Annotated in this window: 8 protein-coding genes; 2 read left to right on the plus strand and 6 right to left on the minus strand. The window is 67.8% G+C overall.

What is annotated here, in order from left to right; all coding sequences use genetic code 11:
* Nucleotides 1–144 precede the first annotated feature (144 nt).
* The 5 genes from ACZ6KY_RS17180 to ACZ6KY_RS17200 form a co-directional block, all read right to left on the minus strand.
* Nucleotides 145–2,580, minus strand: a complete 2,436-nt coding sequence (locus ACZ6KY_RS17180; protein WP_469311099.1) for a beta-glucosidase — start codon at nucleotides 2,578–2,580, stop codon at nucleotides 145–147.
* 501 nt (nucleotides 2,581–3,081) lie between these two features.
* Nucleotides 3,082–5,679, minus strand: coding sequence for a family 78 glycoside hydrolase catalytic domain (locus ACZ6KY_RS17185; protein ID WP_469311100.1), 2,598 nt, complete (start codon nucleotides 5,677–5,679; stop codon nucleotides 3,082–3,084).
* A 44-nt stretch (nucleotides 5,680–5,723) separates the two neighbouring features.
* Nucleotides 5,724–6,638, minus strand: coding sequence for a carbohydrate ABC transporter permease (locus tag ACZ6KY_RS17190; protein WP_469311101.1), 915 nt, complete (start codon nucleotides 6,636–6,638; stop codon nucleotides 5,724–5,726).
* A 5-nt stretch (nucleotides 6,639–6,643) separates the two neighbouring features.
* Complete coding sequence (locus ACZ6KY_RS17195) at nucleotides 6,644–7,528, minus strand: carbohydrate ABC transporter permease (RefSeq protein WP_266755484.1); 885 nt, start codon at nucleotides 7,526–7,528, stop codon at nucleotides 6,644–6,646.
* Between the two features lie 101 nt (nucleotides 7,529–7,629).
* Nucleotides 7,630–8,946 carry an ABC transporter substrate-binding protein gene (locus ACZ6KY_RS17200; protein WP_328455765.1) on the minus strand — a complete coding sequence of 439 codons (1,317 nt, stop codon included), beginning with the start codon at nucleotides 8,944–8,946 and terminating at the stop codon, nucleotides 7,630–7,632.
* Between the two features lie 289 nt (nucleotides 8,947–9,235).
* Here ACZ6KY_RS17200 and ACZ6KY_RS17205 point away from each other — a divergent pair, with 289 nt between their 5' ends.
* Nucleotides 9,236–10,249, plus strand: a complete 1,014-nt coding sequence (locus ACZ6KY_RS17205) for a LacI family DNA-binding transcriptional regulator (RefSeq protein WP_469311102.1) — start codon at nucleotides 9,236–9,238, stop codon at nucleotides 10,247–10,249.
* 15 nt (nucleotides 10,250–10,264) lie between these two features.
* Nucleotides 10,265–11,356 (plus strand): LacI family DNA-binding transcriptional regulator, encoded by a 1,092-nt coding sequence (locus ACZ6KY_RS17210; protein WP_469311103.1) that lies wholly within the window; start codon nucleotides 10,265–10,267, stop codon nucleotides 11,354–11,356.
* Between the two features lie 10 nt (nucleotides 11,357–11,366).
* Here the strand turns inward: ACZ6KY_RS17210 and ACZ6KY_RS17215 are convergent, their stop codons facing one another.
* Nucleotides 11,367–12,593 carry an MFS transporter gene (locus ACZ6KY_RS17215; RefSeq protein WP_443048658.1) on the minus strand — a complete coding sequence of 409 codons (1,227 nt, stop codon included), beginning with the start codon at nucleotides 12,591–12,593 and terminating at the stop codon, nucleotides 11,367–11,369.
* Nucleotides 12,594–12,597 lie beyond the last annotated feature (4 nt).

Genomic DNA, 12,597 nt, shown 5'->3' on the forward strand with positions numbered 1-12,597 from the left:
CTTTTTCTTTTTCCTGGTGTTTGGGGGTTTTTTTTTTGTTTTTGTGTTTTTTTCACGCCTTTTTTTTTTTGGGGGGGGGGGGGGGGGGGCCCGCCCGGGGGGGGGGGGGGGGCCCCCCCCCCCCCCCCCCGGCTGGGATTGCGGTCAGCTGATGGGAACGGCTCGCTGCGCGGTCAGGTCACGGGAACTGTGCGCCGTGGCAAAGGTGTACCTGCCGGGGACAAGTGCCCAGGCGCCTGCCTTCCAGATGGTGAGGTTGTCCATGGGAATGGTGACCGTGAGCCGCTGGGAGCCCGCGGGGGCCAGGGTGAGTTTGCGGAACGCGACGAGCCGCTGCGGCTCGGCGGCGGCGGCGCTCGGCAGGGTGGCGTAGAACTGCACGAGTTCCGTGCCCTTGCGTGAGCTGGTGTTGGTGACGGTCACGCCCACCGTCACTGTCTTGGCGCTCTTGTCGTATGCGGCTTCGAGAGAGCCGTGGGCGAAGGTGGCGTACGACAGGCCGTGGCCGAAGGGGAAGCGCGGCTGCTGCCCCTTGCTGTCGTAGTAGCGGTAGCCGATGGAGATGCCCTCGTCGTAGGAGACGGCTCCGTTGCTGCCGGGGTAGGTCGCGGGTGTGGTGCCCGGCCCCTGGGTGGCGTCGGCGGGGAAGGTGACGGGCAGGCGGCCGGAAGGGTCGCTGTCTCCGAAGAGGACAGCGGCCAGCGCCGTGCCCATGCCGCGACCCCCGTACCAGGCTTGGAGCACGGCCTCGACGTCGCCGAGCCAGGGCATCGTTACGGGACCGTCGGTGTTGAGGACGACGGTGGTGCGTGGGTTGACCGCTGCCACGGCGGCGATGAGCTGTTCCTGATCACCAGGCAGACCGAGTGCCAGGTGATCCATGTCCTCGCCGGCGACCCGGTTGACGAAGACGATGGCGGCGTCCGCGGCACGCGCCGCGTCGACAGCGGCGGGGATCAGGGATTCGGGCTGCCATCCGAGGGTGAGCCCGCAGGTTCCGGGGTCGGTGGTCGCGTTGGTGTAGGTCACCTCGATGGTGACGGCCTTTCCGGCGGTCAGCGCGGTGGCGCCCTGGAGGGGGTAGTCGTAGGGGCCGAGGAAGAATCGGCGACTGTGCCGGGTGCCGGTGGCGACCGTGGTGCCGTTGACCTTCAAGGTGGCGGTTCCGGCGGCGAGCAGGGAGAACCGGTGCAGGCCCGTGGTCGTCGGCACCAGGGTGCCGGTCCATTTCGCCGACCACACGTCGGGCAGGTTGTCCACGGGAGCAGCGGTGAAGTCGACGGTGGCGTCGGTGCGAGTGGTGAGCGGGGTGCCGGAGGCCTCTGCGCCTGAGTAGTAGGTGGCGGACAGGCCTGGGGTCCCGGCGCCGCTGCGCAGCACGGTGGAGGGAACCGCAGTCAGGGGAAGATCTCCCTTGGTGCCCTGTGCGTGCGTGACCGTGACGCCGCTGCCGGCGCGGGCGCGGATGGCGTTCAGGGGCGTCGTCCATGTACCCGGGTCGACGTAGGTGGAGCCGCCCACGCCGGTGAGGACGTCGGTGCCGGCCGGGCCGATGACGGCCAGGGATTTCAGGGTGGCCGGCAGAGGGAGTGCTGCGGAGCGGTTGGCCAGAAGCACCAGGGAGGCGACGGCGGTCTCATGGGCGAGGTCCTGGTGGGCCTGGGTGCTGACGTCGGCCGCCGGAGTGGGTACAGGATGGTCGAAGAGACCGTTCGCGTACATCGTGACGAGGATGCGTCGGGCTGCGTCGTCGAGCCGGGTGCTCGGTATCGCACCGCCCGTGAGTGCTCCGGCGGGGATCTTGACTGCGTAGGGTCCGAGCCCGGCGAGGTCCATGCCGGCTCGCGCGGCGGCGACCTGGTCGTCACCCGCCCAGAAGTCCGGCACGGTGTAGCCCTGCAGTCCGATGGTCTTCTTCACGTCGTCGAAGAAGGCGGGGCTCTGTGTCGCGAAGGTCCCGTTGATCTTGGGGTAGGCCATCATGACCGAAGTGGTCGGGACGGCTGTGACAACGCGGCGGAACGGCGCTTCGTACAGTTCGTGCAGCGCACGGTCGGAGACCTTGGTGTCTGTGGAGAAGCGGTTGGTCTCCTGCGTGTAGGCGGCAAAGTGCTTGACCGTGGCTGCGACGTTCTGGCTCTGTATGCCGGTGGTGAGAGCCGCGCCCAACTGGCCGGCGAGCAACGGGTCCTCGCCCATGCCTTCGGACTGTCGGCCGGAATGCCAGGTCCGGGTGAGATCGACGGTGGGGCCGAGGAGGTTGTTGTAACCCTTGGCACGGCCCTCCGCGCCGATCGCGCGGCCTATACGTGCCGCCAGGTTCTCGTCGAACGTCGCCGCCTGCGCGACCGGAACCGGGAATGCGGTCACGCCTTGCTCGCCGCGCAGACCGGCCGAGGCGTCCACCATGGTCAGAGCCGGTATACCCAGGTGAGCGACGGTCGCGAAGTCGCACCGGACGAGCGCTTCCTTCTCAGCCGCTGTCATACGGCCGAGCATCGCGTCCGCCTGATCCTGCGGTGCCTCGGACCGTGCGGCGGCTGCCGCTTCGGTCATCAGGGGAGCCATGCTCAGGCTCATTGCGGTGAGGGTGGCGGCAGACAGAAATGATCTTCTTTTCACGGCGGCTCTCCGAAAGGGGGGCGGATCTACGCTTATGGAAAAAGGGGCCGGCCGAGGGGTCAGGTTCACGGCCGGCCCCGACTCGGGGAGGGAAACGGATCCCTGCGGTGTTCCCGGACTCACCTGCTTGCCTACCGAGTCCCGCGGCAGCAGAAGCAGTGAGGGAATGGAGATTTCCATGCGGCGTACGCTTGTTGAACGGAAAAACTAGAGGACCCACCCAGCAGGGTCAACCCTTTCGGCAGCCATGCAACAAAAGGCCGTTGACCAGCCAGTTTGATACTCACATTGAAAAGTGTGCGTGAAATTTCAATTGAAACCAGCAGGCAGCGTGACTGACTATAAACCGTATCGATAGGCGTCATCGACAGGACGAATGGCAAAGCCGCAGAGGATGCCGAAAACAAACAGTCCGGCGCCGTGATCAGCGCCGGACTGTTTGGAATCGGTGAATGTTTCTCAGGCTGATTTCTCCAGGAGTTCCCAGGAGTCGAGCTCATGCTCCCCCGGCTCCACATGGACCGGCGGACACCCTGGGAGCCGCACGACGCCGGAGCAGCCGTCGGGCACGACGACATGGATGCGCATCCGGCCGTCGGCGGTTGTCTCCCACGACGACTCGGCTGCGCCGTAGGGCGTTTCGTGGCGTGTCCGTGCCCAGGTGATGCCGCCGCCGGGCCGGGGCTGGAAGACAAGCTGCCGATAGCCGGGCATGGACTCGGCCATGCCTCCGACGACGCGGTGCAGCCAGTCGGCGACGGCTCCGAGAGCGTAGTGGTTGAAGGAGGTCATACCGCCGGGATTGAGGGTGCCGTCGGGGCGAAGGCTGTCCCACCGCTCCCAGATGGTGGTTGCCCCTTGCGTGACCGGATAGAGCCAGGAAGGACATTCGGTCTGGGTCAGCAGGCGGTAGGCGACGTCCAGGTGGCCGGTGTCGGTGAGGGCGTCACAGATCACCGGAGTCCCGACGAATCCTGTGGCGATACGGGCTTCGTCGGCGAGGACCAATTCGGCCAACCGGTCGCCGGCTGCGCGTCGTTGCGGCTCGGTGAGGAGGTCGAAGGCGATACCGAGTGCGTAGGCGGTGGGGCTGTCGCTGGTCATGCGGCCGACGGGCAGTACGTACCGGCGGCGGAAGGCGGCCGCCACCTCTGCGGCCAGTGCGGCGTACTGCGCGGCGTCCTGTTCCATGCCCAGTTCGGCCGCGGCCAGGGACAGGTGACGGGCGGAATACGCGAAGTAGCCCGTGGCCACCAGGTAGCGGTCGGTGCAGCCGGCAGCCGGGTCATCCGGCGGGGCGGCGGGGTCGAGCCAGTCACCCAGCTGGAATCCGGTGTCCCAGAGGCGATCGGGGCCGGCGAGCCGTTCGACGAGGTCCACCCACGCCTTGGCCATGGCGTAGTTGCGGCGCAGGATCTGCAGGTCGCCGAAGCGCCGGTACAGGGTCCAGGGGGTGAGCGTGGCGACGTCTCCCCAGGCGGCACCGGGCTGGATCGGCGTCCACATCGGTTTGCCGGGGATGACGGGCACGTACCAGGGGATGGTGCCGTCGGGAAGCTGCTCGAGCCCGACATCGGTGAGCCAGGAGTCCAGCATGCCGGCGCAGTCGTAGAGGAAGCTCGCGGTCGGGGCGAAGACCTGAAGGTCGCCCGTCCAGCCGAGGCGTTCGTCGCGCTGGGGACAGTCGGTGGGGATGTCGACGAAGTTGCCGCGCATGCTCCATACGACATTTTCGTGGAGCCGGTTGATCAGCGGGTCGCTGCACTCGAACCAGCCCGTACGTCGCATGTCTGTGTGATAGACACGGGCCGTCACCGACTCCTGCGTCAACTCCCCTGGCCAGCCGCTGATTTCGGCGTAGCGGAAGCCGTGCAGGGTGAACCGGGGCTCCCACGTGTACGGACCACGTCCGGACAGAATCAGGGTGTCGGTGGAGTACGCCTCGCGCAGGGGTTGGGTGGCCAGTTCTCCGTCCTGGAGCACTTCGGCGTGTCGGACGGTGATGGTGGTGCCGACGGGGCCGTCTGCGGTGAGGCGGAGCCGGCCGACGAGGTTCTGGCCGAAGTCGAGGAGGTGACGGCCGTCGGCCGTTCGCGTGATGGCGACAGGGGCCATCTCCTGGGTGCAGCGCACGGGCGGGCCCTGGGGGGCGACGAGTGTGCGCGGGTTCCGGTTGCCGAGCCGAACGGGGGTCCATTCTGTGTGCTGCTCAGGCGTGCGGGTCGCCCAATAGGGGTCGTCGAGTCGGGCGTCGAAGTGCTCGCCTTCGTAGAGGCCACTACTGGCGATGGGCCCCGTGGCCGCCGTCCAGGTGGCGTCCGTGGCGATGACCGCGGTGGTGCCGTCGTCGTAGGTCACTTCCAGCTGGGCGATGAGGGCTTGGTCGGTGCCGTAGATGTTGCGGGTGCCGCCGTCGAATCCGTACTTGCCGCGGTACCAGCCGTCGCCGAGCCAGGCACCGATGACGTTGGTGCCTGTGGCAAGGTGGGCGGTGACGTCATGGGTGCGGTAGCGCAGGCGGTGGGGGTAGACCGTCCAGCCCGGGGCGAGAATCTCGCTGCCCACGCGGAGTCCGTTGATCTCCACCTCGTACAGGCCGTGAGCGGTGACGTAGAGGCGGGCTCGGGTGATCGGGCGATCCAGGTCGAAGTCTTTGCGTACCCGGGCCGGTTGGCGTTCGGCGGCCGGATCCTCGGTCCATCCGCCGCCGACCGGTATCGCACTCCAGTCCGCCGGGTCGAGCAGCCCGGCTTCCACCACGCTGGGCTCGCTCCATGCGGAAGGAGCCGCGGCTCCGGCTGTCCAGACCCGGACTCGGACGGTCACGCTCTCGCGTGAGGCCAGCGGTTCACCGGGCCAGGGCACCAGTAGCTGGTCGCTTCCTTCGATCCGGCCGGTGCTGTGCTCACGGCCGGAACGTTCGAGCCGGACCTCGTAGGCCTGCTGGCTGCCGGTGCCGGGGGGAAGCTTCCAGGTCAGCCGTGGGGTGGCCGTACCGATACCGAGGCCGTCCGGGAGGTGTTCGAAGGAGACCGGGACGGGTTGGGGGGTCGACAAGGGGAACCTTTCTTCACGTGCGGGAGCGGTTGGGCTTCGGAGGTTCAGCCCTTGAGCGCTCCGGAAGTGAGGCCCTTCATGACCTTCTGGTTGAGGAAGAGGTAGATCAGGAGGGTGCCGAAGACGTTGAGGCAGACGGCGGCGAACAGGGGGCCGTACTGGGTGGCGCCGAAGTCGCCGGTGAAGTTGAGCAGGCCGACCTGGACGGTGCGCAGGTCCTGGCTGTTGGTGAAGGTGAGGGCGATCAGCAGGTCGTTCCAGATGAAGAAGAACTCGACCAGGCCGACCGTCAGGAGCGCGTTGCGGACCATCGGGACACTGATGGTCCAGAAGGAGCGCAGGATCCCGGCGCCGTCGATCGTGGCGGCCTCGAAGAGTTCACGGGGGACGGACTTGTAGTAGGTGGCCATCATGAAGACGGTCAGCGGCAGGCCTGTGCCGGTATAGGTGAGGATCAGCGGCCACAGCGTGCCGGACAGACCGGTCTGGAAGTACACCGTGAACAGGGGAAGCAGGATCATCTGCGGCGGCACCATCATGCCGGCCAGAAAGACCAGCAAGGTCAGGTTGCGGCCCTTCCACACCATGACCTGGAGCGCGAAACCGGCTGCCGCTCCCAGCAGCAGGATCAGGGCAAGCGCCGGGACGACGGCGAGCAGGCTGTTGCGGACGTACAAGCCGATGTGGCCGGTGGTCCACGCTTCGGTGTAGTTGCCCCACTCCCACGTGGTGGGCAGGCTCCAGGTCGAGTGGCTGAGGTAGTCGCTGTTGGACTTCAGTGAGGTCAGGAACATCCAGACGAGCGGGTAGATCTCGACGACCAGCAGCAGGGTGACGACGATCTTCACCCACACCTTGCTGACCCGGACGCGCCGCCGGGAACGGGACCGTCCGGAAGCAGCGGACGATCCGCGGCTCGCCTGATGGGCGGTGGCCTTCACAGGGGTGTCGATGGCCATGGTTGTCAGCCTTCCGTGAGGTCGCGCCGTGAGACGCGGAAGACGACCAGGCTCACCAGCAGGCACACCACGGTGAGCAGCACGGCGATGGTGCTGCCGTAGCCGTAGTCGCCGTAGGTGAACGACGTCTGGAACATGTACAGGGTCAGTGGTGTGGTGTCGTTGCCCGGGCCGCCGTTGGTGAGCGCGACGATGGAGTCGAAGGCCTTCAGCGTGCCGTTGATACTGAAGATCAGAGAGGACATGAGCACGGGCAGGGACAGCGGCAGCACGATGTGGCGCACCAGTCGCAGGCCTGTCGCTCCGTCGAGGCGCGCGGACTCCAGGACTTCCTCAGGGATGTCGACGAGACCGGCGAAGAGCAGGACGGCGTAGAAGCCCATGGAGCGCCAGATGTCCATGACGACGAGGACCCAGAAGGCGCTCGAAGAGCTGCCGAAGAAGTCGATGGAGTCGATGCCCACCGCGTTCAGCAGTGAGTTGACTGGGCCGGTCTGCGGGGCGACCTGGAAGAACTTCTGGAAGAGCAGGCCGACGGCGACCGTGGGCAGTACTACGGGGAAGAACACGAGGGTTCGCACGAGCGCGGAGGCGCGCTTGAGGAAGAAGACGTAGAGCAGGGCCAGGAGGTAGCCCGCGACCACCTGGCCGGCGGTGACGACGACGGCGTACTTGAGGGTGAACCACAGGGCGTGGCGGACGGCCGGATCATCGAGAAGGCGGGAGAAGTTGGCGACGCCGTTGCCGGTGAAGCCGTCGATGGAGTTGCCCTTGGTGAAGGAGTAGCCGAGCGACCACACCATCGGGACGAGCATGATCAGGGAATAGACGACGAGTGCGGGACCGAGCAGGATCGCGATGGCCCTGCGGTCACCGAGTACGCGGTGCATGAGTGGTATCCACTTCGATGACGATGAGGAGTTGTGCCGAGCAGGCGCCGGGGCGGCGCGGGGAAGGCGCGTGCGGCGTCAGGCACGCCGCCCCGGTCGGCTCACTGAGCGGACAGCGCGTCCTGGACGGTCTGCATGAACTGCTCGGGGCTCACGCTTCCGCTGACCAGGCCCGCGGCGTTGGTCTGGCTGATCGTGGTGGCCTTGGTGCCGAACAGGGCCTCGAACCACAGGACGTTCTGCTTGGAGGCACTGATGGTGTCGCGCACCTGGGTAGTGACCTCGTTGGCGTCGGTGACCGGGGTGTTGACCTTGAAACCGGAGATCGAGCCGTGGTCCTTGAGCGCCTTGCTGCCGTAGTTCTTGGCGATGCAGGAGACCCAGGCGCCGGTGTTCTTGTCGAAGGACTTGGCGCCCAGGGTGATGCCGAGGCCGACGTTGGACGGGTACTGGTCGATGGAGCCCTTGCCGCCGGAGACGGCCGGGAAGGGCATGAAGCCGACGTTGTCCGCGCCGATCTTGTCCTGCTTGGCGTCCGAGATGTTCGCCAGTGCCCAGCTGCCCATGTAGAGCATGGCGGCCTTGCCGGTGAGGAACTGGTTCATGGCGGTGTCGTAGTCGATGGAGCCGACGCCCTTGCCGAAGTAGCCCTTCTTGCCGAGGGCGGCGATCTCGGTGGCGGCCTTGACGTACTGCGGGTCGGTCAGCTTCGCCTTGCCGTCGGCGACGTCCTTGAGCGCGTCCGGGCCGAGGCTGCGGTAGAGGTAGCCGCTGAGGAGACGGGTGAGCGGCCAGCCCTGCTGACCGGAGGCGGAGAAGGGCTGGATGCCCTTGGCCTGGAGCTTGGCCGCTGAAGCGACCAGCTCGTCCCAAGTGCCGGGGACCTTCAGGCCGTTGGCCTCGAAGATCTTCTTGTTGTAGAAGACGCCCTCGATGTTGTACTCGTACGGCAGGACCTCCAGCTTGCCGCCGTACAGTGCCTTGATCGTCGACACGGCGGCCGGCTCCAGCTGGTCGTCGACTCCCAGCTCCTTCAGCTTGGCTTCCAGGTCGGCGATCTTCCCCGACTTGGCGAGCTTCTGGGTGAGCGCGGGGGCGTTGCCCGCGGCGAACTGCACCGGCAGGGCGCCCTGCCCGGCGAGCAGTTGCAGCTTCTGGTCGAGGCTCGCCTGGGGAACGGTCTCCACCTTCAGGGGCAGCGCGTCGTTCGCGGACTTGCACGAGCCCTCGGAGAGGCTGGTCAGGGCCGTCTTGACGGTGGTGTTCTCGGTGACGCTGAGGTAGCTGAAGTTCTTCGGCGCCGCCGCGGTACCGCTCCCGCTGCCGCCGCAGGCGGTGGCGAGCAGGGCCATTGAGGCCGCGCCGGCCGTGAACAGACCCAGACGTGTGCGCCGAGCGCGGAACGTGCGAAGGGACACGGGTGACTCCCAGGGGTTGGAGAAGAAGCGAGATGTGAGGCGGAAGGACGGCGCCGAGAGCGACAGGCGGCCGCGCCACGCTGGAGTTCGTAAAACGTTCTCCATGTCGAGTGGGCAACACCCTGCACCCGTCGCCCTACTCCGTCAAGACACGGAGCTGTAACACCAGGGATTTCAACCAGAGACTTGACGCTGGGCGTGTGACATCCTGTAAACCGTTACACCAACGACCACGAGAACCGGAGTGCGGGCGATGGACGGCGCTGCAGAACCCAGGCAGAACAAGCGCGTGACGATCACCGATGTCGCCCGGCACGCAGGCGTGTCCATTGCGGCCGTGTCCAAGGTGCTCAACAACGCCTACGGGGTGAGCCCTGCCATGCACGAGAAGGTGCAGGCCGCGATCACCGCACTCGACTACCGCCCGCACGCCGCCGCCCGTGGCATGCGCGGGCGGACCTACACCATCGGCGTCCTGCTGGACAACGTCCGCAACGCCTTCTTCGCCGACATCCTGGACGGCATCCGGGACGAGCTGCGCAGCTCCGATTACACCGTGCTGATCGGAGCGGCCGGGTTCGACGCGCAGGACCAGGCCCGCACCATCCGTTCCATGGTGGACCGCCAGATGGACGGCCTGGTCCTCATCGCGCCGAGCACGCCCCGCCCGGAGGTCCTCGCCACCGCTGCGTCGACGCCCACGGTCGTGATCGGCCACGACGACGCCGCGGACAGCCATGATTCGGTCGTCGACGCCGACGATGTCGGCGCCGGCCTGGTGGTGGACCACCTGGTCTCCCTCGGCCACCGCGACATCGCCCTTGTCTCGGCGCCTGGAGCCAGGACGGGCCGGTGGAAGAGAACACCCGAGATCGTGCTCGCCTCCGGCTACATGGAGGCCATGCAACGGCACGGCCTCGCTGACCACGCCCAGGTGCACCATGGCGCGTACTCCGACGATGGTGGTTTCAAAGCCGGTATGACCTTGTTGACCGCGGAACGCGCACCCACGGCCATCATGACCGGCGCTGATGTCGCGGCCCTGGGCATCTACCGCGCCGCCCACGAACTCGGCCTGCGCATCCCCGACGATCTCTCCCTCGTCGGCTACAACAACACGGCCCTCGCGGCCCTGGCCCCGGTCCAGCTGACCAGCGTCGACCAGGCCGGACACACCATGGGCTCGACAGCCGCGCGCCTTCTCATCGAGAGAGTCGAAGGCCGCCGCGACCGGGCGATCCGCACCACCATGACTCCGCGCCTGGTCGTGCGGAAGAGCACGGCAACGCCAGGAGGCCGGTAGACCGTGGAACGGACGATGCCCACCGTGCCCGTGGTCCGGCGCGAGCCACCGCGCCACCACACAGCAGCCGCCCGGGAAGCCAGAGCCCGGCGCAGAGTGGGCATCAAGGACGTGGCGCGGGAAGCCAGCGTCTCGCTCGGCACGGTGTCCAACGTCCTCAACCGCCCCGACATCGTCGCCGCGCCGACCCGGCAGCGGGTCCTGGACGTCATCGACGCCCTGGGATACGTACGTTCGGACGGCGCGCGCCAGTTGCGCGGCTTCGCTTCCCGGCTCGTGGCCGTCTTGGTCCTCGACCTGGCCAATCCCTTCTTCACCGCGCTGGCCGCCGGCGTGGAACAGGCCGCGCTCGAGGCCGACCTCGGGGTCATGGTGTGCACGGCCGGCCGAGGACCGGCCGACGAGGCCCGCCACCTTTCGCTGATCACCTCGCACCAGGTCCGCGGCGCCGTCCTGGCCTCCGGAGACGGCACGGGGCGCAGGGTGGCGGGCTTCCGCCGCAACGGGGTGCCGTTCGTCATCGCGGACCAGAACGCCCCTCAGCCGGGGGCCTGTTCGGTCGGCATCGACGACGTCGCGGGAGGACAGGCCGCCGTGCGCCACCTGATCCAGCAGGGACACCGGTCGATCGGCTACGTCAGCGGACCCGACTGTCTCCAGCAGGTTCGGGACCGGCGCCGGGGAGCGGCCATCGCGGTCAACCTGGCCGGACTTCCGGCGGAGTCGCTTCGGGACCTGCCGTGCCCGGCGCTCACCGTGGGCGCCGGCAGGGACGCCGGGCACAGGATCCTCGGCCTCAGAAAGCGCCCCACCGCCGTCTTCTGCGCCAACGACCTGCTTGCACTCGGCGTGATGCAGGCGCTGTACGAGGCCGGCCTGCGAGTGCCGGAAGACATCGGAGTGGTGGGATACGACGACATCGAATTCGCCGCGTCCGCCGTCGTTCCGCTCACTTCGGTACGACGCCCCGCTCTCACATTGGGCCGCGAGGCAGGCCGACTGCTCCTCGAAGACACGGCCGAAGCCGCCACGCACGAACACACCCACGTGGTGCTGCAGCCGGAACTGGTCGTGCGCCGGTCGACCATGCGGACGCCGGCGCGGTGACCCAAGTGAGTCAGATGCTTTCGGGAACATGCTGGGGCAGCGTCTTCGGTGATCGGCGGGTCAGGGGAAGCAGCGCGGCCGAGACCAGCATCGTGAGCAGGCCGAGCAGCACGACGGCCGAGGCCAGCGTGCCCAGCATGCCCTTGGCGGCCAGCAGGGCGAGCGGGCAGGCGAATTCACCCAGGAAGAAGGCCGCCGTCCACAGCCCGGTGCCACGCCCGCGGTCGGCGAAATCGAGCCGGGACAGCGCCAGCGTCAGCAGGGAGGGAAGAAGCAGCCCCGTACCGACGCAGTTGACGACGGCGCCGACGATGACAAGGGCGACGTGGTCCGTCGCCCCCATCAGCAGAAAGCCCACGGCGCACAGGAGGAAGAGGGCCGGCATTCGGCGGCGTGGCCGATCGGTGAGCCTGGTGAAGAGTACAGAGCCCAGGACGGTGGCCGCGCTGGCCAGCGCCGTGACCGCACCCACCACTCCGGTGGACCGCACGCCCAGGTCGTCCATGAGATACGCCATCTCCACGGGCACGGTGTAGAAGACCATCGCGCCGAAGACGGTCAGCAGACAGATCCCCGCCATGCGCCGCAGCGGGAAGGGGTGTTGGCCGGCTGTTGCCGGCTCAGCCGTCGGATTCGGAGTGGGCAGCACCCTGGCCATGGCCGGAGCGAGCAGCAGGCCGACGGCGTACAGCCAGAAGGGCGCCCTCCAGCCGATCGAGCCGAGGGCCCCGCCAAGGACGAAGAAGAGTGTGGCGGACGCCGATGCGCACATGGTCTGCAGGGCGAGGTACCGGTCACGGGTCCGTCCGCTGTAGTAGTCGCCGATCAGCGTGGTGCAGCACGTCATGATGGCCGCTTCGGCGACGCCCACCAGGACACGGCTGAGCAGGATGCCCACGAGCGAGCCCAGCCACAGTGGGGCGGTGCCGAACAGCGCGTACAGCACGGTGGCTACGACCAGCAGGCGCTTGCGGCCGAGCCGGTCGACGAGAACACCGGCGAACGGGGCGAGCACGGCCAGGGAGAGGGCCGGGACGGTGAGCACGAGCGGGACGAGAGCGGCGCTGCCCGGGACGTGCTGGAATTCGTCCTGCATGCGTGGCAGGACCGGAGCGATGAGGACAGCTCCCAGGATCGGCAGGCAGCTGCCGGCCATCAGCAGCACGGCGGGCAGCCTGCCCCAGACGGCCGGGTCCCCCGTATGTTCGTGGGCGGGCAGGGCGGCGGAAGCGGGCATGGCG

The organism is Streptomyces sp. NPDC042002 (genome assembly GCF_055588305.1).

Excerpts from the sequence above, each read along its gene's own strand:
- ACZ6KY_RS17180 (WP_469311099.1), bottom strand. The coding sequence starts at position 2,580 with ATGAGCCTGAGCATGGCTCCCCTGATGACCGAAGCGGCAGCCGCCGCA.
- ACZ6KY_RS17190 (WP_469311101.1), bottom strand. The coding sequence starts at position 6,638 with ATGGCCATCGACACCCCTGTGAAGGCCACCGCCCATCAGGCGAGCCGC.
- ACZ6KY_RS17195 (WP_266755484.1), bottom strand. The coding sequence starts at position 7,528 with ATGCACCGCGTACTCGGTGACCGCAGGGCCATCGCGATCCTGCTCGGT.
- ACZ6KY_RS17210 (WP_469311103.1), top strand. The coding sequence starts at position 10,265 with ATGCCCACCGTGCCCGTGGTCCGGCGCGAGCCACCGCGCCACCACACA.
- ACZ6KY_RS17215 (WP_443048658.1), bottom strand. The coding sequence starts at position 12,593 with ATGCCCGCTTCCGCCGCCCTGCCCGCCCACGAACATACGGGGGACCCG.